Source organism: Baekduia sp. (genome assembly GCF_035685985.1).
Classification (GTDB): domain Bacteria; phylum Actinomycetota; class Thermoleophilia; order Solirubrobacterales; family Solirubrobacteraceae; genus Baekduia.
Genome location: NZ_DASRZV010000033.1, coordinates 137,689 through 164,184 on the forward strand (window position 1 = coordinate 137,689; position 26,496 = coordinate 164,184).

The following is a 26,496-nucleotide window of genomic DNA, read 5'->3' on the forward strand; positions in this document are numbered from 1 at the left end:
GGCTTCGGGGACTGCGCGTCGGCATCCCGCGAACCGCGATTCGCGGCGTCAGCCGCGGCACCTGGCTGCGGATCGGGATCCTCGTGCTCTTCTGCGCCTTCTACGTCTGGACGGCGTCGTCGTCGGTGCCGATCCGCTTCACGTCGGGCGCCGACGGCCTCTACGGCCGGATGGCCGACGCGTTCCTGCACGGGCGCCTGTCGCTCGCCGACGCGCCCGACTCGCTGGTGAACCTGGGCAACCCGTACGATCCGGCGGAGAACCAGATCGGGACGGGCTCGCTGCACGATCTCAGCCTCTACGACGGCAAGCTGTACGCCTACTGGGGCCCGGCGCCGGCGGTCCTGCTCTTCCTGCCCGCGCGCCTGCTCGGCTTCGCGTTCTCCCAGACGCTGGCGATCGCGCTGTTCGCCACGCTGGCGCTGCTCTTCTCGACACTCCTTCTTCTGAGTGTTCAGCGAAGGTTCGCGCCCCACGCGGCGACGTGGAAGGTCAACGCGAGCATCGTGCTGCTGGGCTTCGCCAACGTGCTGCCCTACACGATCCGGCGCCCCGACAAGTACGAGGTCGCGATCTCCGCCGGCCTCTGCTTCGCGATGCTCGGCGCGTGGCTGCTGCTCGGCGCGCTGCTGCGGCAGGACGGCGAGCGGCCGAGCGCGCGACGGCTCGCGCTCGGCAGCCTGGCGCTCGGGCTGGCGGTCGCGTCGCGACCCTCGCACGTCCTCACCGCCGCCGGGCTGATCGCGCTCAGCGCGTGGCTGCTGCGGGGCGCGCCGCGCGAGCGCCGGCGGGCGCTCGCGGCCGCGCTGCTGGCCCCGATCGCCGTCGTCGGCGCCTTCCTGGCGGCCTACAACGACGCGCGCTTCGGCTCGATCACGGAGTTCGGGCTGAGCTATCAGCTGGCCGGCGTCGACGTGACCGCGCGCGACGCGTTCAGCCTGTCCTACCTGCCGCCCGGCCTCTGGTACTACCTTGCCGCGCCGCCGCGGCTGTCGGTGCTCTTCCCGTTCGTCCTGCTCCCGCCACCGCCGGCCTACCCGGGGCACGTGCCGCCGCTCTACGACGGCGTGGAGCCGACCGGCGGCATCTTCGTGCTCGCTCCGCTGCTGCTCATCCTGCTCGCCGTGCCCTTCCGGCGCCGGATCGATCCCGACCTGCGCGCGGTGCTGGCGACGTTCGTGCTGATTGCGATCGGCCTGGTGGTCGTGGCGGCCATCGCGTTCTGGGGCGCGACGATGCGCTACGAGGTCGACTTCGCGTCGTTCCTGCTGATCCCGGCGCTGGTCGTCTGGCTGCGTGCGCGCCGACGGTGGGTGACGATCCTCGGCGTGGCGGCGATCGTGTGGGGGTCGATGATCGGCCTGGCGCTGTCGTTCAGCGGTCAGAACCAGCCGCTGCGCGGGACGCACCCGAAGCTGTGGGACGCGCTCACGCGCGACTTCTCACCGGTTTCGCGCGCGGCTACGTGGGTGACATCCGGCGGGCCGACGATCGGCGAGGTCGCCGCGATCGGTGCCCAGCGCGGCGATCGCAGCTACACGACGTTCGACGACCAGGGCATCGACGTGCTGATGTTCCCCAACCCGATCGGCGTGAAGATCGTCATGCCGTCGGCGGGCGACGTGCACCTGAAGGCGACGGCGATCCGTGGCTCGGACGTCCCTGCCCGCTCGCGGCTGAACCTCCTCATCCGGTTGCCCGACGGCCGGGTCGGGAGCGAGCCGCTGCCCAAGGCCACGAACGAGCTGGACGTCACGTTCCGCCTGCGCCGCGGCGTGCAGCAGGTCCTGCTGCTCGCCAAGCCCTCGGCGCAGCCGACCAAGCCCATCCTCCTGATCCTGAAGGACCTCCGCGTGGAGTGACATGAGCACGAGCACGACCACCCGCAACTTCGTCGCCGGCGGCGCCGGCTTCATCGGCAGCCACATGACCCGGACGCTGCTGCGCGACCCGGAGCAGGAGGTCGTCGTGTACGACAACCTCAGCTCGGGCACGCCGGCCTACCTCGACGACGTCCTGGACGACGAGCGCCTCACGTTCGTCGTCGGCGACCTGCAGGACCTGGAGGCGACGACGGCCGCGATCGAGGGCTGCGACCGCATGTTCCTCTACGCGGCCAACCCCGACATCGCCAAGGCCGTCACCGAGCCGGCCATCGACTTCTGGCAGGGGACCTACCTCACCAACAACGCGATCGAGGCCGCGCGGGTCGCCGGCGTGCGGCGGATCGTGTACTCGTCGGGCTCCGGCGTCTACGGCGACCGGGGCGAGGAGGCGGTCCGCGAGGACGCCGGGGCGATGCACCCGGTCTCGACCTACGGCGCGTCCAAGCTCGCGTGCGAGGCCATGTTGTCGGCCTACTCGCACATGTTCGGGATCGAGGTGGTGGTGTTCCGCTTCGCCAACGTCGTCGGCCCGCGTCAGACGCACGGCGTGACCTATGACTTCGTGCGCCGGCTGCGCGACGACCCCGAGCGGCTGCGGATCCTCGGCGACGGTCGGCAGAGCAAGTCCTACATCCACGTCAGCGACGTGGTCGATGCCATGCTGTCGATGGCCGACCGTCCCGAAGGCCGTCCCTACGAGGTCTTCAACGCCGGGACGTTGGACTACGTGACGGTGGCGGAGATCGCCGACCTCTGCTGCGCGCGCCTCGGGCTGGACCCGGCCGACGTGCGCTACGAGTTCAGCGGCGGCACGCGCGGCTGGAAGGGCGACGTGCCGGTCGTTCGCTTCGACTCCGGCAGGCTGCGGGCGCTCGGGTGGCGCACGAGCTACACGTCGCGCGAGGCCCTGGTCGACTCGATCGACCACAACATCGTCGAGGCGCGTGCGGAGGTGCGCTCATGAGCGCGGTGGCCGAGACCCTCCGGCTCGACCCCGAGATCGAGCTGCTGGTCCCCGAGCGCGACGTCCCCGATCCGGTGCTGTCGATCGTCATCCCGGCGCTGGACGAGGCGCTGACGATCCAGGACTTCGTGGCCTGGTGCCACGAGGGCCTGCGCGAGGCGGGCGTCCCGGGTGAGATCCTCATCATCGACAGCTCGACCGACGCCACGCCGCAGCTGGCGCTGGCCGCCGGCGCGCGGGTCCTGCGGACGCCCAGGCGCGGGCTCGGCCGCGCCTACATGGACGCGATCCCCTACATCCGCGGCGAGTGGATCGTCATGGGCGACGCCGACTGCACCTACGACTTCCGCTCGCTGCGACCGTTCGTCGAGCGCTTCCAGGCCGGCGACGAGTACGTGATGGGGTCGCGGTGGAAGGGCTCGATCCAGCCCGGCGCGATGCCCCGGCTGCACCAGTACTTCGGCACGCCGGTGACGACCTGGATCCTCAACCGCCTCTACTCGAGCGAGTTCTCCGACATCCACTGCGGGATGCGCGGCATCACCAAGGACGCGCTGATCCGCATGGACCTGCAGTCGCAGTCCTGGGAGTACGCCTCCGAGATGGTGCTCAAGTCGGTGCACATGCACGCGCGCACCTCCGAGGTGCCGGTGCGGTTCCTCAAGGACCGCGACGGCCGCGTCAGCCACCACAAGCGCATGGGCTGGTTCTCGCCGTGGCAGGCCGCCTGGATCAACCTCCGCGCGATGTTCGTCCACGGGTCGGAGTTCTTCGTGTTCAAGCCCGGCCTCGTGCTGCTGGCGCTCGGGCTGCTGCTGACGCTGCCGCTGGCGGGCGGGCCGATCGAGATCGGCCCGGTGACGCTGTCGCTGTACGTGGCGATGCTGGGCCTCGTGCTCACCACGATCGGGCTGACGAGCGTGCTGCTGGGCGCCGTCGCGCAGGTGCTGTTCGACTACACCGGCGAGGCGCGAAGGCGCTGGAGCCGGCTCCTGCCCTACACGCGCACGGTGCTGGTCGCCGGTGGGCTCTGCTGCGTGGGCGTCGTCATGGTCGTCCCGCTCGTCCACCTCTGGCTGACCAACGACTTCAAGTTGGACGACCCGTCGGCCCCCATCAACCACCTGGCGGTCGTCGGCCTCACCGCGATGCTGAGCGGCTTCATGCTGTTCGCCTGCACGCTGCTGCTGCACGGCGCCATGCTCGCGACGCGGACTCGGGACCGGCCATGACGGCCGAGACCGTCCGCGCCGGCTCCTACGGGCAGCACCGCCGGCACACGCCGGTCGACCGCCTCGGGGTCTGGCTGAGCACGCGCGCGGTGCGGCGGCACGGGAGCTTTCATCGCCGCCGCGTCGCCGACCTCGGCTGCGGCTACGACGCCACCTTCGCGTCGACGCTCGTCGACGACGCGGCCTCCGTGCTGCTCGTCGACCTCGCGCTGGCCGAGCGCCTGAAGGAGATCCCGAAGGTGAGCGCCGTCGAGGGGTCGCTGCCCGACGTGCTCCCGACGCTGCCCGACGCGTCGCTGGACGTCGTGCTGTGCCTGTCGGTGCTCGAGCACCTGTGGGAGCCGCGGGAGGCGCTCGGGCACATCCGCCGCGTGCTGGCGCCCGGCGGCACGGCGCTGCTCAACGTCCCGTCGTGGCGCGGCAAGCGCTTCCTGGAGCTCTCGGCGTTCCGCCTGGGCCTCAGCCCCGCCGAGGAGATGGACGACCACAAGCGCTACTACGACCCGCGCGACCTGTGGCCGCTGCTGGTGGCCGCCGGGTTCCGTCCGCGCGGCATCCGCTGCCACCGCCACAAGCTCGGCCTCAACACGTTCGCGGTCTGCCGGGTGCCGGAGGACGCGGGCGCATGAGCACCCAGGACCGCGCGGTCGAGGCGCACCACGACGACTGGGACCGGCACTGGGACGACTACGCGGCCGCCGCCGAGCGCAACCCGGCGCAGCGCTACCGGCGCCGCGTCGCGCTCGACCTGCTCGAGGCCGAGGGCGCGCCCCTGCGGCTGCTGGACGTCGGCAGCGGCCTGGGCGACTTCCTGGCGGTCGCCGCGCGGCGCTGGCCGTCGGCCGCCCTGCTCGGCCTGGAGCCCAGCGCGGTCGGGGTGCGCCGTGCCCAGGCCAAGGTGCCCGCCGCGCGGTTCGTGTGCGGGGACCTGACCGCGGGCGCCGACGTGCCCGGCGACCTCGAGCGCTGGGCCACGCACGCGGTCTGCTCGGAGGTCCTGGAGCACGTCGACGACGACGTCGCGCTGCTGGCCGCCGCCACGCGGCTGATGGCGCCCGGCTGCCGCCTGGTCGTCACCGTGCCCGGCGGGCGGATGTCGGCGTTCGACCGTCACATCGGCCACCGCCGCCACTACACGCCGCGGTCGCTCGCCGCGACCCTGCGCGCCGCCGGCTACGCGGTCGAGACGACGACCGGCGCGGGCTTCCCGTTCTTCAACCTCTACCGGCGCCTGGTCATCGCGCGCGGCGCGGCGCTGGTCGACGACGTCCGGACCGGTGCCGGCGAGCCCACCGGCCTCGCGCGCGTCGCGATGGCGGGCTTCGGGCCGCTGTTCCGGCTCAACGCCCCGTCATCGCCTTGGGGCGTGCAGATCGTCGGAGTCGCGCGCGTCGCCGGTGCAGCAGCTCCGTCGTCGCCGCGTACGCCAGCTCGATCAGCGTCTGCGCCAACCTGATCCCGACCGCGGTCGCGATCGCGACCTGGCTCGGCATGACGGCGGCCAGCGCGGTGGCGGTCGCGCCGTCGCGGGCGCCGAGGCCGCCGGGGATGAAGAAGGCCAGGACCGCCGCGCTGTAGCCGATGGCGTAGGACGTCAGCACGCGGAGGTCGAGGTGGGCGCCGGGGTAGACCGAGCGGGCGAAGGCGTAGACGCCCAGGCCGGCGACCGCGAAGGACGTCACGTAGCCGGCGACGAACGGCACGAGGCGCACGAGCGGGAGCGTGAGGTGGTCGGACTCGACCTTCAGGCGCGCCGACAGGCGGCTCTCGATCGCGTCCACCACCCGCGGGTGCAAGAGCGACAACAACGCGACCGGCGCCAGCAACACGAGCCAGCGCCACTCGTGGTGCTCGAGCTCCGGCAGGTCGATCAGGAACGCGACCGACAGCGCGAACGACGACCCGACCGCCAGCGGGAACTCATAGGCCAACGAGGCGGCGGCGATCGAGCGCGGCACGCCGCGCGACGCGAGCATGCTCAACCGCGTGACGGCCATCAGGATCTGCGTCGGCACGTAGCGGGTCAGCAGCGACACCGAGAAGATCCGCACCCCGGCGCCGAGCGGCAGGTCGCCGCCGGTCGCCCGCACCAGCCCCGTCCACAGCGCGGCGTGCATGAGCTGGAAGATGAGCAGGCACGCGATGCTCGCCGCCAGCCAGCCGGGGGAGAAGCGCCAGTCGAAGTCCTTGATGTCGCCGACCTGCGAGATGACCGACAGCCCCAGGAAGCAGAGGACCAGGACGCCGACCAGCGCCCAGGCCATCGTGCGCTTCTGCTGGGCGGTCACACCGCCCCCGCGACCAGGAACGCGTCGGCCTCGGCCAGCGCCGCCGGCGTGCCGATCTCGTAGAAGCGCTCGGTCGCCTCGTAGCCGGCCAGCTCGCCGCGGCGCGCCAGCTCGCCGTAGACCTCGGCGAGGTCGTCGGCCCGCGGCGCGACCGCCAGCGCCTCCGGCGTCAGCACGCCGAGGCCGTAGTCGATCCACGCCATGTCGGCGGTCGGCGCGCGTTTGTCATAGGCCATGACGACCTCGCGCTCGGCGTCGAAGCGCGCGTTGGACGCGTCCCAGCGTCCCTCGTTGCGCAGCACGGTCATCAGGGCCGCCCGTCCCGACGCGCGGTGCGCGCGGTCGACCGCCCCGTAGTCGACGCGTAGGTACGTGTCGCCGTACAGCAGCAGGAACCGGTCGCCCAGGAGGTCGAGCACCGGCCGGATCGCGCCCGCCGTCCCGGCGAGGCCGGGCGGGTCGTAGGCGTAGCGCAACTCGATCCCGAAGCGCTCGGGACCGAGCGTCGCCTCGACCTTCTCGCCCAGGTAGCCGACGCAGATCACCGCGCGCGTCGCGCCGTGCTCGGCCAGCAGCCGCAGCGGGTGGACCAGGAACGGCTCGCCCGCGACCGGCAGGATCGGCTTGGGCGTGTCGGCGACCGCGGCGCCCAGCCGGGTCCCCAGGCCGCCCGCCAGGATGCACGCCGGCGCGAGGCTCACGCGTTCACGCCTCCAGCCCGTAGCGCTCGCGCACGTCCTCGGCGCCCTCGCGCGGCGCGCGGGCCTCGATCCCGTAGGCCTGGTCGACGATGAACTTCGGCCGTCGCTTGACCTCGTCGTAGATCCGCCCGACGTACTCGCCCATGATCCCCAGCGACAGCAGCTGGAGGCCGCTGAAGAGCGACACGATGATGACGATCGTCGGGTTGCCCAGCGGGAAGCTCGCGCCCGCCAGCTTGGCCACCAGGTAGCCCGTCGCCAGCAGGAACGCGAGCAACGCGGACAACAACCCGGCGATCGAGATCAGCTGGAGCGGATAGCGGCTGAACGAGACGATGCCGTTGAGGCCGATGTAGATCGACCCGAAGAAGCGGTTGTACTTCGAGGCGCCCGCCGCGCGCGCGTCGCGGTCGTACTGGATCGACGTCTGGCGGAAGCCGACCAGCGCGACCAGCCCGCGCAGGAAGCCGTGCGCCTCGTTCAGGGCCACGACGTGGTCGACCACGCGCCGGCTCATCAGCCGGAAGTCCCCCGTGTTGGGCGGGATCTCGACCTCGGCCACGCGCTTGATCACGCGGTAGCCGAGCGCGGCGACGATCCGCTTGGGCAGCGTCTCGCCCTCGCGCGTGCGCCGCTGCGCGTAGACGACGTCGTAGCCCACGCGCCAGCGGTCGATCATCCGCAGGATCAGCTCGGGCGGGTCCTGGAGGTCGACGTCGATGACGACGACCGCGTCGCCCGACGACGCGGCCAGGCCCGCGAGCGTCGCCGCCGGCTGGCCGAAGCGGCGCGAGAACTCCAGCAGCTTGACGCGCTGGTCGCGGTCGCGGAGGTCCAAGATCACCGACTTGGTCTGGTCGGTGCACGGGTCCAGCGCGAAGATGATCTCCCAGTCCATGCCGGAGCGCTCGAGGATCTTCGCCGCGCGCTCGTAGAACGTCGGGACGGTGTCCTGCTCGTTGTAGACGGGGACGACGACGGAGACGAGGCTCATGGCGAGGAGGGCGTGGTCGTGAAGAACTGGTCGTCGATCCGGCGCAGCGTGGCCAGGTCGGGCTCGGTCCGCAGGCGCTCCTGGAACGCCGGGTCCTCCCACGGGTCCCAGCGGGCGCTCAGCAGCTTGCCGCTGATGCCGCGCGAGGCGTCGGAGACCAGGAACGCGACGAGGCCGGCCGCGACCTCGGGCGGCTCCCCGCCGCCGGCGGCGACCGCCTCCTGGACCTTGTTGTAGTAGTCGTCTCCGACCTGCTCGGGGCCGGCGGCGACGACGTCGTCCTGCAGGTCGGTGACGACGAAGCCGGGCGCGACCGCGTTGGCGCGCAGCCCGTCGGCGGCGAGGTTCTCGGTGACGCGGACGACCGCGACCTTGGACGCGGCGTAGGCGTCGAAGCGCGCGAACGGGCCGGTCGCGCCGCCGCCGGAGAACGACACCAGCGCGCCGCCGGAGCGCTCCAGCGCCGGGCGCGTGGCGCGCGCGGCCAGCCACGTGCCGAGCACGTTGACGCGCAGCGCGGTGGCGAAGGCGCCGGGGTCGACCGCCGCGGCCGGGCCGATCGGGCCGATCGTCCCGGCGACGCAGACGACGCCCGCGAGGTCCTGGAGCGACGGCGCCGCCGCCTCCCACGCCGCGGGGTCGCCGACGTCGAGCACGAGCCCGTCGTGGCCGTCGCCGTCCAGCGCGCTCACCGTCGCGGCGATCGCGTCCCGCGAGCGCGCGGCCACGGTCACCCGCCAGCCGTCGGCGGCCAGCCGCCGCGACACCGCCGCGCCGATGCCCTTCGAGCCGCCGGTGACCAGCACGTGCCGCGCGAGGCTCACGTGACCGCCCCCGCGTAGCCGCTCATCTCATACGCCTTCTCGATCGTCTCCCAGCCGAAGCGCGCGTCGGCCAGGTCGCCGAGCACCGGCGTCCCGGCGGCGATCGCCGCGCGGAAGTGGCGCCACTCGGCTAGCCACGAGACGTCCTCGTCGGGCCAGTCGAGGCGCTCGACGTCCGGCGGTCCCAGCTCCGGCCGCATCTTGTAGATCGTCAGCGTCTGCGGGCCGTAGGAGCGCACGAGGCCCTCGACGTGCAGCTTGGCCGCGCGGCAGTAGATCTCCAGCGAGAACAGGTTCTTCCACTCGGTCCACGTGACGTGCAGCTGCGCCCACGGCGCGGTCCGGTCGTCCGGGACGCCGAGCAGCAGCGCCGCGTTGTCGTCGACCGCCGTGTCCCAGAACTGCGTGCGCAGCAGCGCGCTGTGCAGCGGCAGCGGGCCCAGCAGCCAGTGCGTGAGGTCGAGCAGGTGCATGCCCTGGTCGACGATCTCGCCGCCGCCGGAGCGCCGCGCGTCGCAGCGCCACTCGTCCTCCATGCCCAGCCGGCCGCCGTGGCCGTAGCGGCCGCGGACGAGCAGGACGTCGCCGTGGACGCCCGAGCGCGCCTCGGTGACCGCGCGCATGATCCCGGGGTGGAAGCGGTGGTTGAACCCCACCTTGACCCGGCGGCCCGCCGCGTCGGCGGCCGCCTCGATCGCGTCGACCTGCGCGACCGAGATCGCCGCGGGCTTCTCGACCAGGACGTGCGCGCCGTGCTCCAGCGCCGCGACGCTCAGCTCCGCGAGCCGGTCGTGGGTGACCGCGACGACGACCACGTCGGGCGCCAGGGCCCAGAGGTCGTCGAGCGTCGCGCACGCGGCCGGCGCGTGGTCCGGGAAGCCCGCCGCCAGCGCGCGGGCGGCGTCCGGGTCGACGTCGTAGCAGCCGACGAGCGCGTCGCCGTCCAGCGCCTGGGCGCGCTTGCGCCCGATCAGCCCGCAGCCGATCACGCCGACGCGCAGGGTCATCGCGACCCGCTCCGCTCAGCGCAGCGCCACATGGCGATCCACGCGCGCCGCGACCCAGGCCGCGGCGGCCGCGAGGTCGGGGACGACCGCGTCGGCGACGAGGTCCGGTGAGCGCCGGTGCGCGGTGTCCGGGTGCTCGACGAGGACGGCAGTCGCGCCGACGGCGCGCGCCGCGCCGACGTCCGCGTCGGTGTCGCCGATGATCCAGCTGGCGCCGAGGTCGAGCCCGTGGTCGGCCGCGGCGGCGGTCAGCAGGCCGGGACGCGGCTTGCGACAGGCGCAGTCGCGGCGCGCGACGTCCAGCGCCCGCGGGTGGTCGAAGCAGTAGCGCCAGTCGGCGATCTCCAGGCCCTCGGCGGCCAGCAGCGCCACGACGCGGTCGTGGACGGCGAGCAGGTTCTCGTCGGCGACCTTGCCCTTGGCGGCCGCGGGCTGGTTGGAGACGACGACCAGCGGCAGCCCGGTGTCGATCAGCGCGGCGAGGCCCGCGACGGCGCCGGGCGCGAGCGCGACGTCGGCGGCGCGCAGCGGCGACTCGGCCCGCCCGTCGACCGGATCCGGGACGGGATCGTTGAGAACGCCGTCGCGGTCCAGGAACACCGCGGCCTGTGGGGCGTCGGTCACGACCCCGCGGCGGCGCCCACGCCGTCGACCTCTTCCCACTTGCCGGGCTGCGCCTCGACCGCGGGGTGGGACACGACGAGGTGCCACAGGATCGCCTGGAAGGACTCGACGTGCGGCGTGCGCCGCGCGGCCGGCGACTCCACGACGATCGCGACGTCGGCGACCTGCGCGGCGTGGCCGTCGGCCTTGCCGACGATCGCGTAGATCGGCGCGCCGACCTCGACGGCCAGGTCCATCGCCGCGACGAGGTTCATCGAGATGTTGTGCTCCTTGGAGCCGCCGCCGACCGAGAAGACCAGCAGCGCGTCGTCGGCGTCGATGCGCGACGTCCGCAGCCAGGCGCTGTAGGACGACTCCCAGCTGTCGTCGTTGACGCGCGCGGTCAGCTCCGAGACGTTGTCGGTCGGCGTGTAGGACTCGATGTGCGCGATCTTGCGGAAGTCGTTGACCGCGTGGGACGCGTGGCCCGCGCCACCGCCGACGCCGACGATGAACAGCCGCCCGCCGCGCTCGCGCACGGCCGCGATGCCGTGGGCCATGCGCTCCATGTGATCGGCGGAGATCGTGGCCGCGATGTCGGCGACCTCGCCCAGGTACGTTGCCGCGTAGGTCATCGCGGGCAACGTAGACGAACCCGCAGCGCTCAGCGACCCCTTGTGGTGCCAGGCGTCAAGCTGCCGTTTGGCCTACCCGCCCGCGGCGGTCGTCAGGCGGCCAGGAGGTCGGCGACGATCCGGGGCCAGACGCGGGAGGCGGCGCAGCGGCGCGCGGCGTGGTGGCCCTGGACGCGGACGCGGTCCCAGGCGTCCGGCGCGGCGTGCAGGCGGGCGACGATCCGGCGGAACGCGTCGCGGTCGGGCGCCTCGAGGTAGTGGACGCCGGGCGTCAGCCCGCGGCGCTCGTGGAGCGGCTCGGCGACGACGAGGTGGCCGGCGGCCAGGTGGACCATCATGGTGTGGTCGAGCACGCCGAGGCCGGCGTCGTCGCCGACGACCAGGCCGACGTCGGCCTCGTGCAGCACCTCGCGCAGCTCCTCGCCGAGCAACCCATAGGCGTAGTGCGGCAGGTCGAACTCGTGCTTGAGGCCGATCAGCGTCTCCTCGCGGTGCATCGAGGCGTGGCCGAGGTAGACGACGCGCGGCGGCCGGCCGCTGGGGCGCGGGGCGCGGTAGAGCGCGTCGTCGACCGGCAGCGGCAGCGTGCGCCAGACCGGCAGCGCGAGCGCGCGGGCGGCGTCGACCGAGCGCGGGTCGGTGACGATCACGCGGTCGAAGGCGGCGGCGTCGGCGCGCGCCAGCTCGGCCTGGTGGTACGCGTTGCCGTGCAGCGGGTCGGCGACGACGCCGAGGACCTTGGCGGTGGTGTCGAGGCCGTCGAGCGTCCCGGGCGGGATCGCGTCGGGGCGCAGGACGACGACCACGTCGGGCGCGTGCCCGGCGATCTCGGCGCGCAGCGCGTCGGGGCCGCGCTCGTCGGCGCGGCCGCGCGCCTCGACGAACGCCGGCTGGACGCCGCCGGCCGGCGCGCTGAGGACATGGGCGCCGAACAGCGCCCGCCGCCCGAGGAAGACCACTCGCGTCACGCGACCGTACGATACGTCGCCTTGCGCGTCGCCTTCGTGCTCCAGGACCTCCAGCTCCGCCCCGGCGTCGGCGCCGTCGTGGCGCACGCGGCGTCGCTGGACGGCGCCGCGATCGTGCTCGCGCGCGAGCAGGAGCACCGCCACTGGGCCTATCCGGGCCTGGAGGACGTGCGGATCGTGCCGTTCGCCGAGGCGGCGGGGGAGACGTGGGACGTCGCGGTCTGCGCCGGCGGCGCGACGGCCGCGTCCGCGTTGGCGCTGGACGCGCGCCGGTGGGCGTGCCTGCTGGTGCAGGACGACACGGTCGACGGCGTGTCGGCGACCGCGCTGCCGCTCGCGTTCCTGGCGCCGACGCGCGCCGCGGCCGACCTGATCGCCGACCTGCAGCCGGGCCAGGTGCCGCTGTGGGTGCCGACGAGCGTGTCGCCCGCGTCGCCGCTGCCGCCCGCGTCCGACCGGTCCGGCGTCCTCGACGTCGCCGCGGCGACCGCCGCGCGGCCGAGCCACGCCGACCATGGGCGCGCGATCGCCGCGGCCGCGGTCGTCGTCGCGCACGACGACGCCGACCCCTATGACTCGGTCCTGCTGGCCTTCGCGAGCGGGACGCCGGTCGTGCTGTCGACCGCGCACCCGCACGCCGAGGCGGTCGAGCACGGCGTCGGCGGCCTGCTCGTCGATCCCGGCGACACGCTCGCGCTCGACGCGGCGGTCGCCCGGGCGGCGGAGCTGACGCCGCCGCCCGCGCCCGCGCCGCCTGCCGCCGCCGGCATCGCCGACGCCCTCGCGCGGGTGCTCGCCGACCCGCCGCCGCCCGCCTCCGCCGTCGCCCGTCGCGTCGCCGCCGACCTCGCGACCGCCGCCGCCGAGGCCGACGCCCTGCGCGCCGCGCTCGCCCATGCCCACGCCGGACCGCCGCCGCCCGCGCCGCACCCGCCGTCCTTCGCCCGCCGCGCCGCGCGCGCGGCCAGGCGCCGCCTCAGGCGCTGAGCGCGCCCGGGGCCGCCGCCGCCCCGGCCGTCGCCTCGCGGTGCGTCCCGAAGGCCTTCAGGTCGGCGAACAGGTCGCGCATCAGCGCGGGCCACACGCGCGAAGCGCGCACCAGCTCGGCCTTCTGGCGGCCGCGCACGCGCACCGGCAGGAACGCCGCCGGGTCCGCGCGAGCCGCCGCCGCGACCGCGGTCAGCGCCTCCGGGTCGGTCACCTCGACGAAGTCGACGCCGGGCTCCAGGCCGTGGGTCGGCGAGAGCGGCTCGCTGATCACCAGGTGTCCGGCCGCGAGGTGCAGGAGCACGCGGTTCTCGAAGCTCGGGTAGGGCTCGTTGTGGATGTTGAAGGTGATCTCGTGGCGGTCCAGCAGGCGCTCCAGCTCGTCGACCTGGATGCCGAACGCGACGTGCAGGCAGTCGAAGCGGTCCTTGACGTCGGCCAGGAACGCCTCGCGGTGCACGGTCGAGCGGCCGACGAAGAGCATCCGCGGCGGACCGTCGTCGCCCGGATCACGGCGGCGCACCGGCCGGTACAGGCGGTCGGCGACCGGGATCGGCAGCGAGCGCCAGACCTCCATCACCCGGTCGACGGTCGGCACGATCAGCGGGTCGAACGAGACGATGCGGTCGACGTTCTGGCGGTCGATGCGCGCGGTCTCCTTCAGGCGCTGCTCGAGGTCCCAGTGGCCGGCCGCCGCGCCGCCGTCGGTCGTCCGCGAGATCGGCTCGGTCAGGAACCCCAGGATCGGCACGGCGAAGTCCGCCAACACGCCGCGCGGCAGCACGTCGGGGCGGAAGACGACGATCGCGTCGGGCGCGAAGGCGTGCAGCCGCGCGCGCAGCAACTCGGGGTCGCGACCGTCCCGGAACTCGATGAACGTGGTCGTCGCCCGCGCCGAGTCCTCCTCCCACGCGCACGCCCGGAAGAACGTCTGCTGGCCGACGAAGGCGAGGCGGAGCGGGGCGGGGAGCATCGGAGGTCATACGTTACGCTGCGCCTCGATGCCGACGAGCCCCGCCGTCGCGCTGCTCGCGCCCGACGGCGAGCAGCCGCCCGCCCTGCCCGGCTTCGACGCCACGACGATTCGCCCCGGCGAGACGCCCAGCCGGCGCTTCGACCTCGCCCTCGCGATCGGGACCCGCGGGGCCGCGCTGCTGGACGCCGTCGACGCCGACCGCCGCGTGCTCTGGCTGACCGCCATGGACGACCGCGACCATCCCGCGGGCAGCGCCGCCGCCCGCGCCGCGCTCGACACCTACACCTTGCCGATCCCGGTCGTCGCGGTGGCCCGCTGGATGGCCGACCAGCTGGCGATCCTGCGCGCGCCCGGCGCGCCGCCGGTGCTCGTCGCCCGGCCCGGCCGCGAGCGCGCGGTCGCCGGCGCCGTCCCCGTCCACGACGGGCCGCTGCGCGTCCTGGCCGCCGACGACGATGCCCGCGCCGCGGTCGCCGCGATGCGCGAGCCCGCGCGGCTGGTGGACGCCGAGCCCGACGTCTGGGTCGGCCTGCCGCGCGTGGCGGGCTTCCCGCGCGCGCCGCTGGCCGCGTTCTGCGACGGCGCGACCGCGGTCCTGACGCCGGTCTCCGGCGCCGACGAGTACGTCGTCGACGGCGAGAACGCGCTCTACACCGCGTGGGACGACGAGCGCGGCACCTCGCGGCTGCTCGACCTCCTCGCGCGCGACCGCGAGCGGTTGGGGTCGTTGCGCGAACGCGCGCTGGCGACCGCCCGCGCGTGGCCGGACGAGGACGGCCTGCCCGCCGCGCTGACCGAGGTGATGAGCTAGCTCATGGGCCTCGGGATCAAGACCAAGATCAAGCGCAAGCTGGCGGGCCCGTTCGTCAACGACGAGTACGTCGAGATCCAGGAGCTGACCGCGCTGCGCGCCGCGCCCAAGGGCGCGCTGCTCCCCGCGCCGGCCGTCGGCGCCAAGCTGTCGCTGGCCTTCGTCGTGCCGTTCTTCGTCCGCGGCAGCGGCGGGCACACGACGATCGCCAACCTCGTCCGCGCGCTGGAGCGCCGCGGCCACACGTGCTCGATCTGGATCGACGATCCGGGCCGACGGCTGAAGCAGGGCCCGGCGCGGGCGGCCGACGACTTCCGCGACTGGTTCGGGCCGTTTGCGGCGGGCGTCACCTACGGCTTCGAGGGCTTCGCGGGCGCCGACGTCGTGCTGGCCACCGGCTGGCAGACGCTCACGCGCGCGCTGACGCTGCCGGCGGCGGGCCGGGCGTACCTCGTGCAGGACCATGAGCCGGAGTTCTTCGGCACGAGCGTCCAGCGCGCCTACGCCGAGGACTCCTACCGACATGATGTGTACGCCATCACCGCGGGGCGGTGGCTGGCGGACACGATGGGCGAGCTGTACGGGTTGCCCGCCACGTCGTTCGACCTCGGCATCGACGGCGAGCGCTACCAGCCGGATCCGTCGATCGCGCGGCGCACCGACGTCGTCGTCGCCTACGCGCGCTCCTCGACGCCGCGCCGCGGCGTGCCGGTCGCGCTGGCCGCGCTCGGCGAGCTGCACCGGCGGCGGCCGCGGACCGAGGCGTGGCTGTTCGGCCACGGCGGCCCGCCCGGCGTCGACTTCCCGTACCGCAACCTCGGCGTCGTCCCCGAGGCCCAGCTGCCGGCGTACTACGCGGAGGCGACGGTCGGGCTGGTGCTGTCGATGACCAACTACTCGCTCGTGGCGCAGGAGATGCTGAGCTGCGGGCTGCCGTGCGTCGAGCTGGACGCGCCGAGCGTCGTCAAGGCCTTCGGCCGCGACGGGCCGGTGGACTTCGCGCCGCTTGACCCGATCGCGATCGCCGACGTGCTGGAGCGCCTGCTGACCGACGCCGACCTCCGCGCCGCCCGCGCGCGCGGCGGCGCGGCGCTGCGGGGGCAGCGTACCTGGGACCACGCCGCCGAGCAGGTCGAGCAGGGCCTGGTCGCCGCGATCGCCCACACCCAGCGCGGGGGCGGCTGATGGCGCCGCCGCCGGTGCCCTTCGCCCTCGGGCGCCTGCTGCGCGACGGCGCCGCGCCGCTGCGCGACCGCCGCCCCGCGGACGATCCGCTCACGGTCACGCTGATCCTCGGCCCCGGCCACGCGACGCCGCGCGACGCCGGCGTGCCGGGCGAGCTGCTGGCCGGGCTGGACGCCGAGCGGGTCGCGCTGACGACGCTCGCCGAGGACGAGGTCGAGGAGCTGCTGGCGCGCCCGCCCGCGCCGGAGGCCGAGGTGACCGAGGGCGGGGCACTGCGGATCAGCGCCGCGCGCCCGGCGGCGGATGCCGAGCCGGACGCGGGCGCCGCGGACGACGACGGCGCTGCCGCGGCCCCGGCCGGCCTGTTGGCCGCCGACGTCCTGCTCGCCGCCGGCTGGACCGCCGCGCCGCTGACGCTGGTCGTCCCCGGCGCCCGCGCCCGCGCGGTCCTGCTCACGTCCGACCCGCCGCCGCTGGCCCACACCGGCTGGACGGACGGGATCGCCACGATCGGCCCGAGCTGGCTGGGCGGCGACCTCCCGCTCGGCGCCGACGCCGCCTACGTCCCGATGCCCGTCCACCGCCGCGAGGACCTCGTGCTGATCCACGGCGAGGAGCCGTTCGGGCTGCTGGCGGCCGCCGAGCTGCACGCGCGGCGCGGCGCCGACCTCAGCTTCGCGGTCAGCGGCGTGCGCGCCGACCTCGAGCTGCCGTTCCCGTTCCTGGGCGTCGATCCCGGCGCCGAGGCGCTGGCGCACGCGTTCGCGTCGGCCGCCGTGGCCTTCGCGCCGCCCGTGCGCGGCTGGCGTCCGGCCGCGCTGGCGATGCTCGCCTGCGGCCAGCCGGTCGTCGCGCCCGACGACGACGCGGCCCGCGCGGCGCTCGGTCCCGACACCGCGATCCTGGCCGCCCACCCGCTGGCCGCGGCCGACGCCGCCGAGCACCTGATCGCCGACTGGACCGACCGCGGCGCCCGCGTCCGCGCGGGCATGGAGCGCGTCAGCGCGGGTTGGGAGCGCACCGCCGCGGGGCTGGCCGCCGCGCTGCGAGCGCTCTGACACGCACCCGCGCGCGGAGTTGGCATCCTGTACGTCGCATGTCCCGGCTGGATCGCCTCCGCGAGCGGTTCCCCGTCTCTCCGCGCGTCCATGCGTACGCGGCGTGGGCGGCGCTCGTGCTCTTCACGCTCATCATCATCTCCGGCGCCGCGGTGCGGCTGACCGGCAGCGGCCTCGGGTGCCCCGAATGGCCGCGCTGCAACGGCACGTCGGTGACGCCGTCGGACGGCCACGCCTACATCGAGTTCGGCAACCGCATGGTCACGACGCCGGTCTCGATCGCCGCCGTCCTGTGCCTGGTCTTCGCGCTGCTGCGCCGCCCCTACCGCCGGGACTTCACCGTGCTGGGCGCGCTGCTGCTCGCCGGCGTCGTCGTCCAGGCCGTGCTCGGCGGGATCACCGTCCTGACCGGCCTGAACCCGGTCACGGTGATGTCGCACTTCCTGCTGTCGATGGGCACGCTGATCGTCGCCACGACGCTCGTCTGGCGCGTGGTCCGCGAGCGCCGCGCGCAGGCGCAGACGCCGTCGCACGACCGGCTGCTCGTCGGCCTGGTCCGCGTGCTCACGGTCTTCGGCGGCGCGGTCGTCTTCGTCGGGACCGCGGTCACCGCCTCCGGCCCCTACGCGGGCGGCTCCGGCACCGGCGACGTCGTGACGCGCCTGACGATCTTCGGCGACGACACCTTCAACAACATCATCACGATCCACGCGCGGATCGCCGCCGTCTTCGGCGTCGCCGCCGTCGCGCTCTGGGTCTTCGCCCGCCTCCGCGGCGCCCGCGACCTCCTGCTGCCGCTCGGCGCGGTCTGCGTCATGGTCGCGATCACCGGCGCGATCGGCACGCTCCAGTACCACATCCTCGCCTACCCGGCCTGGACCGTCTGGCTCCACGTCTCCGCGGTCTCGCTGACCTGGAACGCGCTGCTCTGGTCCTGGCTGGCCGCCGGACGCGCTGAGCGCGCGGCCGAGCCCGCGGCGGCCCCCGCGCGCGCCGCCGAGCCCGAGCCCGCGGTCCTCCGCTAGCCCAGCGCCCGCTCCGCCGCCGTCGCGCCGGCCGCCAGGAGCGCCAGGATCACCGCGACGGCTCCGGGGCGCAGGATCCGCAGCCATCGGCGCCGGCGACGCGACCAGCCACGGCCGCGTCCGCGGCGGCTGGCGGTGCTGGCGTAGATGGGGAGCGAGCGGTCCATGACCCTCCTGCAGCGGTCAATGCCACGCCGGTGCCCGGCGGGTCAAGGGCTGCGCGCGCGACTATCCCGCATCCTCCGGACGACTTCGTGGCAGATGCCATCAAGTCGGGACCGAACGAATGGTCAGCTAGGCTGCGCGGGGCTCCGGCGTCGAGCCGACGACGATCGACCGCGGGTCGTCGAAGGCCGTCCCCGACAGCACCAGGACCGCCACGTCGTCGCGCTGCTCGCCGAAGGCCCGCAGCGCCGCGTCGATCCCGCCGGCGATCTCCTCGGCCTCGGCCGGGCCGATCGCGCGCAGCGTCTCCTCCAGCCGCTCGGACCCGAACCGCCGCCCGTCCGGCCCGCGCGTGTCGGTCACGCCGTCGGTGTAGAGCACGAGCGAGTCGCCGTCGCCCAGCTCGACGTCGGTGACCGACCAGCGGCCCTCGGGGAACGCGCCCAGCAGGGTGCCGGGCCGGCCGACCGCGTCGACGTCGCCGCCGTCGCGGCGCACGAGCAGCGGCGACGGATGGCCGGCGCAGACGATCCGCAGCCGGGCGCCCGCGCCGGGCCGGTCGGCGGGATCGGCCTCGCGGGGCAGCACCTCCACGCACACCGCGGTGCAGATCTGGCGCCGCTCGGGGTCGCTGCCCAGCGTCGCGTTCAACCGCCCCAACATGACGGTCGGGTCGTCCTCGTACTGGGCGACCGTGCGCATCGTGTAGCGCGCCAGCGACGTGATCGCCGCCGCGCCCGGCCCCTTGCCGGTGACGTCGCCCATGAGCACCATCCAGCGGTCGCGGCTCTCGAACAGGTCGTAGAAGTCGCCGCCGACCTCCGACGCCGTGCCCGCCGCCCGGAAGCGCGCCGCGATCGTCAGGCCCGGGATCACCGGCAGCCGCGGCGGCAGCAGCGAGCGCTGCAGCGTCGTCGCGACGTGCGTGCGCGCCGCGTGCAGCCGCGCGTGCGCGACCGCGATCGACGCCCGGCGCGCCAGCTCCTCGGCCAGCTCCAGGTCGGCCTCGCCGAGCATCCGCCCCGACTCGCCGGTGCTCGCCAGCTGCATCGTCCCGATCAGCTCCTCGCCGACGATCATCGGGACGATCAGCATCGAGCGCGTGCCGATCGACTCCATCAACTCGCGATGGCGCGGCGCCTGGGCGTACGCGGCGACGTCCTCGTCGCTGACCGACGACCACACGATCGAGCGCCCGGACCGCAGCACCGCGAACGGCCCGCGATCGTGCTCGGGCGGCGGCGGGAAGTCGCGCCGCCACTCGGCCAGCAGCTCGACCTTCTCGATGTCGCGGTGGGCGATCGCCATCTGCACCAGCGTGCCGCGCTCGTCGAGCAGGTCGACGCGCGCCCAGTCGGCCAGCTCGGGCACGACCGCCCACGCGGCCTTGTCGATCGTCGCGTCGACGTCCAGCGACGACCCCAGCAGCTTGCTCGCGTTGGACAGCAGCCGCTCGCGCATCTCCTGGCGCTTGACCGCGGTCATGTCCTCGCCGACCCAGACCACGAAGTCGAGGTCGCCGGCGGCGTCGGCGACCGGCGCGGCGCGGGTCATCAGCCAGCGGTCGCGCCCGGTCTCGCGTTCGACGACGTGGTGGATGCGCGGCGCCGGCGTCTCGCCCGCCAGCGCGCGCACGACCAGGTAGTCCTCCGGCGCGATCGGCCGTCCGGCCTCGTCGAAGACGTTCCAGCGCGCCAGCAGCGCCATGCCGCCGCCACCGGCCACCAGCGCCGCCGCGCTCTCGGCGCCCGCGAACTCGGCGGCGGCCGCGTTGGCGAAGCGCAGCGTGCCGTCGGGCGCGATCGCCGCGACCGCCTCGCCGAGGTTCTCGACGATCGCCTCCAGCCGGCCCTCGGTCTCGCGCAGGTCGGCGAGCAGCCGCGCGTTGTCGAGCGCCAGCGAGGCGCGCGCGCCGATGATCCGGCCCAGCGTGACCTCGTCGGGCGTGAACGGGTCGCGGCCCGCGCGGCGGACGAACGAGATCGCCCCGAAGCGCGCGCGACGGCCGACCAGCGGGACCGAGAGCACGGACTCGTAGTCGAAGCCGACGACATGTCGCACATGCTCGGGCGAGTCGGCGTAGCGGTGGACCTCATTGCGCAGGTCCTGCAACACATAGGGCTCGCCGAGGCGCAGCGCCTGCGCGACCGGATGCTCGCTCTCGGTCGAGATCGGATGCTGCTCGCGCAGCGTGCGCAGGTCGTCGGCGATCGCGGGATCGACCGCGGCGGTGACCGCGCCGCGCAGCGTGCCGTCGTCCTGGAGCAGGTCGACGACCACGACGTCGCCCAGCTCGGGGACGAAGAGGCCGCTCAGGCGCTCGAGCATCACCGGCGCGTCCAGCGGCGCCTCCAGCAGGTCGGCGACGCGCGCCAGCAGGCCCAGGATGGCCGGCGGGAGCGCGCGGGAGCCGGCGGTGCGGTCGTCTGAAGCTTCCACGCCGCCGACTCTATGCCCGCGCGTTGGCCTAGGCCAGCGTCTCGGCCTGCTTGGGAACCGGCTCCAGCGCCAGCTCCAGCACCTCGGCGACGGTCATCACCGGGTGGAACCGCATCGCCTCGCGGACGTCGGCCGGGACGTCGTCGAGGTCGCCGCGGTTGCGCTCGGGCAGGATCACGTCGGTCAGGCCCGCCGCGTGGGCGGCCAGGACCTTCTGCTTCAGCCCGCCGATCGGGAGCACGCGGCCCTGCAGCGTGACCTCGCCGGTCATGCCGACCGTGTGCTTGACCGGGCGGCCGGTGAGCAGCGACGCGAGCGCCGTCGTCATCGTGATGCCCGCGGACGGCCCGTCCTTGGGGATCGCGCCCGCCGGCACGTGCACGTGGAACTCGCGCTGCTCGAAGACGTCCGGGTCGATGCCGAGATCCTCGGCGTGCGCGCGGACGAACGTGAGCGCGATCCGCGCCGACTCCTTCATGACGTCGCCGAGCTGGCCGGTGAGCTGGAGGCCGGGCTTGGACGACCGGGTGGCGTTGGCCTCGATGAAGAGGACGTCGCCGCCGGTGCCGGTGACGCTCAGCCCGGTCGCCACGCCGGGAACCGCGGTGCGCTGCGCGGCCTCGTGGAAGACCTTCTGGCGGCCGAGCGCGTCGCGGACGGCGTCCAGGTCGATGACCCGGACCCCACCCGCCCCGATCGACTCGTCGGCCGCGATTCGGACAGCGGCCTTGCGCAGCACCTTGCCCAGCTCGCGCTCCAGCTGGCGGACGCCCGCCTCGCGCGTGTACTCGGAGATCACCGTGCGCAGGATGCCGTCGTCGGCGACGACCTCCTCGGGCCGCAGCCCGTTGCGCTCGCGCTGGCGCGGGAACAGGTAGTCGCGCGCGATCGCGACCTTCTCCTCGACGGTGTAGCCGTCGAAGCGGATGACCTCCATGCGGTCCAGCAGCGGGCCGGGGATCGTCTCGGCCTGGTTGGCGGTGGCGATGAACACGACCTCGCTGAGGTCCAGCTCGACGTCCAGGTAGTGGTCGCGGAACGTGGAGTTCTGCGCGGGGTCGAGGACCTCCAGCAACGCGGCGGACGGGTCGCCGCGCCAGTCGGCGCCGACCTTGTCGACCTCGTCGAGGAGGATCACGGGGTTCATGGTCCCGGCGTCGCGCAGCGCGCGCACCAGGCGGCCCGGGAGCGCGCCGATGTAGGTGCGGCGGTGGCCGCGGATCTCGGCCTCGTCGCGGACGCCGCCGAGCGACATGCGCACGAACTCGCGGCCCATCGCGCGGGCGATCGACTCGCCGATCGAGGTCTTGCCGGTGCCGGGCGGGCCGATGAGCGTGAGGATCGCGCCGCTGCGCTTGTCGGCCTCGATGCCGCGCTCCTCGCGCAGCTTCTTGACCGCGACGTACTCGACGATGCGGTCCTTGACGTCGCCCAGGCCGGCGTGGTCGGCGTCGAGCGTCTCGCGCGTCGCCGTCGGGTCGAGGCGGTCCTCGGAGCGCTTGCCCCACGGGACGTCGATCAGGACGTCGAGGTAGGTGCGGATCGTCTGGGCCTCGCCCGACTGCTCGCCGGAGCGCTCCAGGCGGCCCAGCTCGCGCTCGGCCTGCTCGCGCACCTCGGCGGGCATGTCCGCGGCCTCGATCTTGGTGCGGTACTCGTCGATCACCGAGCCGTCGTCCTCGCCCAGCTCGCGGCGGATCGACTCCATCTGCTTGCGCAGGACGTACTCGCGCTGCTGCTTGGCGGCGCCGGACTCGACGTCCTCGCGGATCTTGGCGCGGACCTGCAGCTCGGCGAGGCGCTCGCGCTGGTACCGGAGCGCCAGCTCCAGGCGCTCGGTCACGTCGACCTGCTCCAGCAGGTGGACCTTCTGCTCGAAGGTCAGGTCGGGGGCGTAGCCGGAGGTGTCGGCCAGCGCGCCGGGGTCGGTGATCGCGCGCACCCAGGACGCGATGCGCCCGTCGTCGCCGCGCAGCTCGAGGATCTCCTCGACCGTGGCGCGGTACTCGCGCTCGAGGTCGCGCGTGCGACCGTCGACGGGCACGTCGTCGACGCGCTCCTCGACCTCGACGCGCAGGCGCCCGGCGTGATCGGTGTGGGCGGCGCCGGCGACGCCGCGCGAGATGCCCTCGAGCATCGCGCCGCGGCCGCCGCCGGGCAGCCGGACGTTCTGGGCGACCGTGGCGATCGTGCCCACGCTCGCGTACTCGCCCTCGTGGCGAGGCACGAGCAGGACGCGCTCCTCGCCGGCGGCGTCCACCGGCAGCGTCACGTCCATGGTCGGGAAGACGACGGTGTCGTCGAGCGGGATGAGGAGGAGAGAGGTCACGTGAGAAGATCCTTGTGTCCGCGAAACCGTTGCAAGTGCAACCGTCGCATGGATCTTAGCGCGTCGGACTCACATCTCCTCACGCCTCGTCGTTCAGGCGATCTTCCGCGCCCGCACCGCCGTCCCGTAGGCGCAGATCTCCGTCCACGTCGACCCCAGCTCGCTGGTGTCGAACCGGAACGCCAGCACCGCGTCGGCGCCCAGGCCGCGGGCGTTCTCGAGCAGGCGCTCGGTCGCGTGGTCGCGGCCCTCGGCGAGCATCTTGGTCATGCCCTTCAACTCGCCGCCGACCAGCGACTTGAAGGAGGCGCCGATCTGCGATCCGAGGTTGCGGGAGCGGACGGTGAGGCCGAAGACCTCGCCGAGGACCTCCTCGATCTCGTAGCCGGGCAGGTCGTTCATGGTGCTGATGAGCATGCGGCGACCCTACTCGCGGAAGGAGCTACGCCCCCGTGCCGCGCGACGGGGCGCGGCACGGGGACGTTGGGCCATCGACCCTCGCCGTCGGGCGGAGGGCTCGCGCCCTCACCCGACCGACGCCGGCGTCTTCCGCGACGCCGTCGCCAGCTTCTCCGCCTGGCGCTCGGGCGTGATCCGCACCACGTTCCACACCAGGCCGAGCTTCTCCATCGCCCAGATCAGGCCGGCGGACGGATCCATCAGCCGCTCCCAGCGCGCCAGCCCGTGCTGGGCCGACCGCGGGAACGTGTGGTGGTTGTGGTGCCACGCCTCGCCGAAGCTCGGCAGCGCCAGCCAGAAGACGTTGGTGGAGTGGTCGTCCACCGCGAAGCGGCGCGTGCCGAAGAAGTGGCAGATCGAGTTGATCGACCAGGTGACGTGGTGCAGCAGGAAGATGCGCACGAAGCCGCCCCACAGCAGGCCGGTCACCGCGCCCTTCCAGTCGCCGCCGGCGATCGCGAAGCCGAGCGCGGCCGGCAGCAGCAGCGAGACGACCACCAGCCAGTGGAAGTTGTCGCTGATGCGCTTCATGCCGCGGTCCTCGACGAGGTCCTTGGCGTACTTGGCGCGGTTGGCGCCGCCCTCCTCGGTCAGGATCCACCCGACGTGCGCGTGGAAGAGCCCGCGCAGGGTGCCCTTCACGCCGCCGCCCGCGAAGCCCGCGTGCGGCGAGTGCGGATCGCCCTCCTCGTCGGTGTGCGCGTGGTGCTTGCGGTGGTCGCTGACCCACTGGATCACCGGGCCCTGGACGGCGAGCGACCCCAGGACGGCGAACGTCCGCTCGACGGCCTTGGAAGTCTGGAACGAGCGATGCGTGAGCATCCGGTGGAAGCCGACCGTGATGCCGAGCCCGGTCAACACGTACAACACGCCCATCAGCACGAGGTCGGACCAGCCGACCCACGAGTTCCACAGCAGGACGATCGCGACGACGAAGGCGACGAGCGGCAGGATCACCGCCGCGAGGTTGGTGTTGCGCTGGGCTCGGCTCATGCGGGATGAAGGCTATCCCTCAAACGGCGCGCCTCATACATCGATCTGGCACAGCCTGTCCGGGGCGCATCTGTAGCCTCATGACAAATGCAGGAGCGGCTTCCGTCAGAGCTGGCCGAGGTGCTGCGGCCCGGCCTCCCGAGCCTGGCGGAGGAGATCATCGGCGCGATCGGCCACGAGGTCCCGGAGTACCGCCGCCCGCTGGAGGGCCCGTTCGGCCGGGGGCTGCGCCACGGCGTCGAGCGCGCGCTCGGCCGCTTCGTCGACACGCTGGTGGACCCGCGCGCCGCCGACGCCACCGACCGCCGCGAGGTCTACGTCGAGCTGGGGCGCGGCGAGATGCGCGCCGGCCGCTCGCTCGACGCGCTGCTGTCGGCCTACCGCCTCGGCGCGCGGATCGCCTGGGAGCGCTGCGTCGCGCTCGGCCAGAAGGCGGGCTTCGACCCCGACACGCTCTACCGCCTGGCCTCGGCGATCTTCGACTACATCGACCGCATCTCCGCCGAGTCGGTCGAGGGCTTCGCCGCCGAGCAGTCGGTCACGCTCGCCGAGCGCCAGCGGCGCCGCCGGGCGCTCGTCCGCCTGCTCGCGCGCGACGACGCCGGCGCCGAGGAGGTCCGCGACCTCGCCCAGCTCGCGGTCTGGCCGCGCCCGCAGACCGTGGCGGGCCTCGTCACGCGCGCCGAGGACGCCGACCGCTTCGCCTCGCGCCTGGGCGGCGAGGCGATCGTCGTCACCGAGCAGGGCCTGGCGCTCGCGTTCCTGCCCGATCCCGACGCGCCCGGCCGCGCCGCCGAGCTGCAGCAGGCGCTGGAGGACGCGCCCGCCGCGCTGGGGCCGACCGTCCCGCTGGAGCGCGCCGCGATCTCGCTGCACCGCGCGCAGGCCGCCTTCGGCCTGCAGGAGCGCGGCGTGCTGCCGCCGCGCTCGCCGCTGCTCAGCGACGCCCACCTTCCGGACCTGCTGCTGCACGGCGACGGCGCGCTGGCCGCCGACCTCGCCGCCCGCGCGCTCGCGCCGCTGGACGACCTGCGCGACGGCGCGCGCGAGCGCCTGCTGGAGACCCTGCGCGCGTGGCTCGACGAGCCCGGCCAGGTGACGCGCGTCGCCGAGCGCCTGCACGTGCACCCGCAGACCGTGCGCTATCGGATGGCCCAGCTGCGCGACCTCTTCGGCGAGCGCCTCGAGGATCCCGACGCGCGCTTCGAGCTGGCGCTGGCGCTGCGCGCCACGGCGCCCGGCGCCTAGGCCGTCTCTAGCCGACCAGCGGGCCGTCGATGCGGGCGCGCAGCATCGCGATCTCGGTCACGACCGCGCCCATGTAGGCCGACCGGTACGTGGCGATCTCGTCGTCGAGGTCGGCCATGTACGCGCGGTCGTGGTCCAGCCCGGCCTCGTGCGCGAGGACGCGCTCCTCGCCGAGGAGGAGGAGGTGCTGACGGACTTCGGAGGCGTACATGGTCGGGATTTCGGTGGGCATCGCTGCGGTGGGGTTCTACCCGAGGAACGGATCAACTCACGTCGGGTTACGGGTATCCAATCGCATCGGTGGTTCCCCTTCGGGGGTGTGGCCCCGTGTCCTGCCCCCCGGCTAGCCGTACACCCCTACAGGTGGACCAACGTACGTCGCCCCGTCCGAAGCGGTCCAACGCACGCGGAACGTGACCATCACCTTCCACCCGCGCGCGTGCGCGGCGTCGATCAGCCGTCCGTAGCCGCCCCAGTCATAGGCGTTGGGATCGGCGGCGACGAGCGCCGCCCCGGCAAGGGCGTTCCTGATGGACATGGCGAGAGGGAGGACGGCCCCGGGACGCGTTCATCGGGAGGACTGCAGTGCGCCCCGCGGGCCGTCACTGGGGAGAACGGCCGCGGGGGTGCGGAAGTTGCGGCCGGCCCAACCAGACCTCGACCCCGGCCATCCGGGTCACTCTATGACGAACTATTCGTCATAGAGTGACCCGGATCCC

At 74.1% G+C, this 26,496-nt stretch carries 27 protein-coding genes; 11 read left to right on the forward strand and 16 right to left on the reverse strand.

What is annotated here, in order from left to right:
* Positions 1-83: 83 nt before the first annotated feature.
* The 5 genes from VFG42_RS22115 to VFG42_RS22135 are packed head-to-tail and all read left to right on the forward strand — an operon-like array spanning position 84 to position 5,538.
* A complete protein-coding gene (locus tag VFG42_RS22115) occupies positions 84-1,862 on the forward strand; it encodes a hypothetical protein (RefSeq protein ID WP_324910988.1) in 1,779 nt (592 codons plus the stop codon).
* 1 nt (position 1,863) lies between these two features.
* The gene (locus VFG42_RS22120; protein ID WP_324910989.1) at positions 1,864-2,850 is read left to right on the forward strand and encodes an NAD-dependent epimerase/dehydratase family protein; all 987 of its coding nucleotides are present in this window, start codon (positions 1,864-1,866) and stop codon (positions 2,848-2,850) included.
* Complete coding sequence (locus tag VFG42_RS22125; protein ID WP_324910990.1) at positions 2,847-4,082, forward strand: glycosyltransferase family 2 protein; 1,236 nt, start codon at positions 2,847-2,849, stop codon at positions 4,080-4,082. Before VFG42_RS22120 ends, VFG42_RS22125 begins: the two co-directional genes overlap by 4 nt.
* Entirely contained in the window at positions 4,079-4,711 is a 633-nt protein-coding gene (locus tag VFG42_RS22130) for a class I SAM-dependent methyltransferase (RefSeq protein WP_324910991.1), read from the forward strand. Before VFG42_RS22125 ends, VFG42_RS22130 begins: the two co-directional genes overlap by 4 nt.
* On the forward strand, positions 4,708-5,538 hold the full coding sequence (locus VFG42_RS22135; protein WP_324910992.1) for a class I SAM-dependent methyltransferase: 831 nt from the start codon (positions 4,708-4,710) through the stop codon (positions 5,536-5,538). Before VFG42_RS22130 ends, VFG42_RS22135 begins: the two co-directional genes overlap by 4 nt.
* On the opposite strand, the gene VFG42_RS22140 is transcribed toward VFG42_RS22135, so the two are convergent.
* From VFG42_RS22140 to VFG42_RS22175, 8 genes are all read right to left on the reverse strand, one after another.
* The gene (locus tag VFG42_RS22140) at positions 5,423-6,370 is read right to left on the reverse strand and encodes a lysylphosphatidylglycerol synthase domain-containing protein (protein WP_324910993.1); all 948 of its coding nucleotides are present in this window, start codon (positions 6,368-6,370) and stop codon (positions 5,423-5,425) included. The two genes, VFG42_RS22135 and VFG42_RS22140, sit on opposite strands and share 116 nt — an antisense overlap.
* Positions 6,367-7,071 (reverse strand): sugar phosphate nucleotidyltransferase, encoded by a 705-nt coding sequence (locus VFG42_RS22145; protein ID WP_324910994.1) that lies wholly within the window; start codon positions 7,069-7,071, stop codon positions 6,367-6,369. The genes VFG42_RS22140 and VFG42_RS22145 overlap by 4 nt, the downstream gene beginning before the upstream one ends.
* 4 nt (positions 7,072-7,075) lie before the next feature.
* Positions 7,076-8,065 (reverse strand): glycosyltransferase family 2 protein, encoded by a 990-nt coding sequence (locus tag VFG42_RS22150; RefSeq protein WP_324910995.1) that lies wholly within the window; start codon positions 8,063-8,065, stop codon positions 7,076-7,078.
* A complete protein-coding gene (locus tag VFG42_RS22155; protein WP_324910996.1) occupies positions 8,062-8,889 on the reverse strand; it encodes an SDR family oxidoreductase in 828 nt (275 codons plus the stop codon). The genes VFG42_RS22150 and VFG42_RS22155 overlap by 4 nt, the downstream gene beginning before the upstream one ends.
* The gene (locus VFG42_RS22160; protein ID WP_324910997.1) at positions 8,886-9,896 is read right to left on the reverse strand and encodes a Gfo/Idh/MocA family oxidoreductase; all 1,011 of its coding nucleotides are present in this window, start codon (positions 9,894-9,896) and stop codon (positions 8,886-8,888) included. The genes VFG42_RS22155 and VFG42_RS22160 overlap by 4 nt, the downstream gene beginning before the upstream one ends.
* A 15-nt stretch (positions 9,897-9,911) precedes the next feature.
* Positions 9,912-10,520 (reverse strand): HAD-IIIA family hydrolase, encoded by a 609-nt coding sequence (locus tag VFG42_RS22165; protein WP_324910998.1) that lies wholly within the window; start codon positions 10,518-10,520, stop codon positions 9,912-9,914.
* Positions 10,517-11,134, reverse strand: coding sequence for an SIS domain-containing protein (locus VFG42_RS22170; RefSeq protein WP_324910999.1), 618 nt, complete (start codon positions 11,132-11,134; stop codon positions 10,517-10,519). Before VFG42_RS22170 ends, VFG42_RS22165 begins: the two co-directional genes overlap by 4 nt.
* Before the next feature lie 92 nt (positions 11,135-11,226).
* Positions 11,227-12,102: a hypothetical protein gene (locus VFG42_RS22175; protein ID WP_324911000.1), complete on the reverse strand. Its 876-nt coding sequence runs from the start codon at positions 12,100-12,102 to the stop codon at positions 11,227-11,229.
* A 21-nt stretch (positions 12,103-12,123) separates the two neighbouring features.
* On the opposite strand from VFG42_RS22175, the gene VFG42_RS22180 reads away from it, so the two are divergent.
* Positions 12,124-13,089, forward strand: coding sequence for a glycosyltransferase (locus tag VFG42_RS22180; protein ID WP_324911001.1), 966 nt, complete (start codon positions 12,124-12,126; stop codon positions 13,087-13,089).
* On the opposite strand, the gene VFG42_RS22185 is transcribed toward VFG42_RS22180, so the two are convergent.
* Positions 13,079-14,062, reverse strand: a complete 984-nt coding sequence (locus VFG42_RS22185) for a hypothetical protein (RefSeq protein WP_324911002.1) — start codon at positions 14,060-14,062, stop codon at positions 13,079-13,081. The genes VFG42_RS22180 and VFG42_RS22185 overlap by 11 nt on opposite strands.
* 28 nt (positions 14,063-14,090) lie before the next feature.
* On the opposite strand from VFG42_RS22185, the gene VFG42_RS22190 reads away from it, so the two are divergent.
* Genes VFG42_RS22190 through VFG42_RS22205 form a run of 4 tightly spaced genes read left to right on the forward strand, consistent with a single transcriptional unit; the run spans position 14,091 to position 18,144 of the window.
* Positions 14,091-14,876 carry a hypothetical protein gene (locus VFG42_RS22190; RefSeq protein ID WP_324911003.1) on the forward strand — a complete coding sequence of 262 codons (786 nt, stop codon included), beginning with the start codon at positions 14,091-14,093 and terminating at the stop codon, positions 14,874-14,876.
* A 3-nt stretch (positions 14,877-14,879) separates the two neighbouring features.
* Positions 14,880-16,061, forward strand: a complete 1,182-nt coding sequence (locus VFG42_RS22195) for a glycosyltransferase family 4 protein (protein ID WP_324911004.1) — start codon at positions 14,880-14,882, stop codon at positions 16,059-16,061.
* A gap of 14 nt (positions 16,062-16,075) precedes the next feature.
* Positions 16,076-17,119, forward strand: coding sequence for a hypothetical protein (locus VFG42_RS22200; RefSeq protein WP_324911005.1), 1,044 nt, complete (start codon positions 16,076-16,078; stop codon positions 17,117-17,119).
* Between the two features lie 38 nt (positions 17,120-17,157).
* Positions 17,158-18,144 carry a COX15/CtaA family protein gene (locus VFG42_RS22205; RefSeq protein WP_324911006.1) on the forward strand — a complete coding sequence of 329 codons (987 nt, stop codon included), beginning with the start codon at positions 17,158-17,160 and terminating at the stop codon, positions 18,142-18,144.
* On the opposite strand, the gene VFG42_RS22210 is transcribed toward VFG42_RS22205, so the two are convergent.
* The 5 genes from VFG42_RS22210 to VFG42_RS22230 form a co-directional block, all read right to left on the reverse strand.
* Complete coding sequence (locus tag VFG42_RS22210; RefSeq protein ID WP_324911007.1) at positions 18,141-18,311, reverse strand: hypothetical protein; 171 nt, start codon at positions 18,309-18,311, stop codon at positions 18,141-18,143. The two genes, VFG42_RS22205 and VFG42_RS22210, sit on opposite strands and share 4 nt — an antisense overlap.
* A 127-nt stretch (positions 18,312-18,438) precedes the next feature.
* Entirely contained in the window at positions 18,439-20,748 is a 2,310-nt protein-coding gene (locus VFG42_RS22215; protein WP_324911008.1) for a SpoIIE family protein phosphatase, read from the reverse strand.
* Between the two features lie 28 nt (positions 20,749-20,776).
* A complete protein-coding gene (gene lon / locus VFG42_RS22220; protein ID WP_324911009.1) occupies positions 20,777-23,077 on the reverse strand; it encodes an endopeptidase La in 2,301 nt (766 codons plus the stop codon).
* 93 nt (positions 23,078-23,170) lie between these two features.
* Complete coding sequence (locus tag VFG42_RS22225; protein WP_324911010.1) at positions 23,171-23,494, reverse strand: YbjQ family protein; 324 nt, start codon at positions 23,492-23,494, stop codon at positions 23,171-23,173.
* 108 nt (positions 23,495-23,602) lie between these two features.
* Entirely contained in the window at positions 23,603-24,529 is a 927-nt protein-coding gene (locus tag VFG42_RS22230; protein ID WP_324911011.1) for an acyl-CoA desaturase, read from the reverse strand.
* 87 nt (positions 24,530-24,616) lie between these two features.
* Between VFG42_RS22230 and VFG42_RS22235 the strand changes: the two genes are divergently transcribed.
* Positions 24,617-25,777 carry a helix-turn-helix domain-containing protein gene (locus tag VFG42_RS22235; RefSeq protein ID WP_324911012.1) on the forward strand — a complete coding sequence of 387 codons (1,161 nt, stop codon included), beginning with the start codon at positions 24,617-24,619 and terminating at the stop codon, positions 25,775-25,777.
* A 7-nt stretch (positions 25,778-25,784) separates the two neighbouring features.
* Here the strand turns inward: VFG42_RS22235 and VFG42_RS22240 are convergent, their stop codons facing one another.
* Both VFG42_RS22240 and VFG42_RS22245 read right to left on the reverse strand, forming a co-directional pair.
* Positions 25,785-26,009 (reverse strand): hypothetical protein, encoded by a 225-nt coding sequence (locus tag VFG42_RS22240; RefSeq protein WP_324911013.1) that lies wholly within the window; start codon positions 26,007-26,009, stop codon positions 25,785-25,787.
* Between the two features lie 111 nt (positions 26,010-26,120).
* Positions 26,121-26,315, reverse strand: coding sequence for a hypothetical protein (locus VFG42_RS22245; RefSeq protein WP_324911014.1), 195 nt, complete (start codon positions 26,313-26,315; stop codon positions 26,121-26,123).
* Between the last annotated feature and the right edge of the window lie 181 nt (positions 26,316-26,496).